The organism is Bacteroides rodentium JCM 16496 (assembly GCF_000614125.1).
GTDB classification, from domain to species: domain Bacteria; phylum Bacteroidota; class Bacteroidia; order Bacteroidales; family Bacteroidaceae; genus Bacteroides; species Bacteroides rodentium.
This window is the reverse complement of record NZ_BAKJ01000148.1, coordinates 1-650: the sequence shown is the minus strand read 5'-3', so window position 1 is coordinate 650 and position 650 is coordinate 1. Positions and strand designations below refer to the sequence as shown.

The following is a 650-nucleotide window of genomic DNA, read 5'->3' as shown; positions in this document are numbered from 1 at the left end:
GAAGTGATTTAAACTTATGTTAGATTCTTAAAATCGTATCAAAATGTTAAAGCATAGCGTACAAACCGAATTATTACTTATATTATGGGTGACCAAACTCATATATAAAGAAAATCCTATGTACGCTGTGCTTGCCAAAGATACAATACTGATAGATGTGATAAATGCCATTATCAAGGTTGACGGACTTTTCCTCAACGCTGATGCCGGTTTCGACTGCGATACCTTGCGAAGCACCTTGCAGAGAAAAGGAATCATCGCTAACATCTGCATTAACAGACGAAGGGAAGAGACCGATAGTAAGTAAATGATGGAAATTAGTTTATATTACAATAGTATCTTCATTCTCATCCTCCGGGGAGGTTGCTCTCCCCCGATAACGGGGGAGGTGGAGGGGGTGAATACCGTAGGGGGAGGTGGTAGCGATACAAACAGGCGAGTAAAGCATTGTTTACATGGCTTTATGCTCCCTACCACCCCGCCCGTTGGGCACCCCTCCTCCCCGGAGGAGGGGAATGAAGATACTATTACGATATAAACTAAATTTCAACAGATACTTATTTTAGTGGATGATGAATTGTCTACTGTTTTAGAGGCGTTCTAAACCGGTTTGATGCAACTGCTAACAGTTGGGAATCTTGGAATTATTT

The 650-nt window shown here is 41.5% G+C and carries 1 pseudogene; it reads left to right on the top strand.

Annotated features, from left to right (window positions below):
• Positions 1-172: 172 nt before the first annotated feature.
• Positions 173-298: pseudogene (locus JCM16496_RS24485) on the top strand (IS5/IS1182 family transposase); the annotation flags it as partial.
• Positions 299-650: the final 352 nt, after the last annotated feature.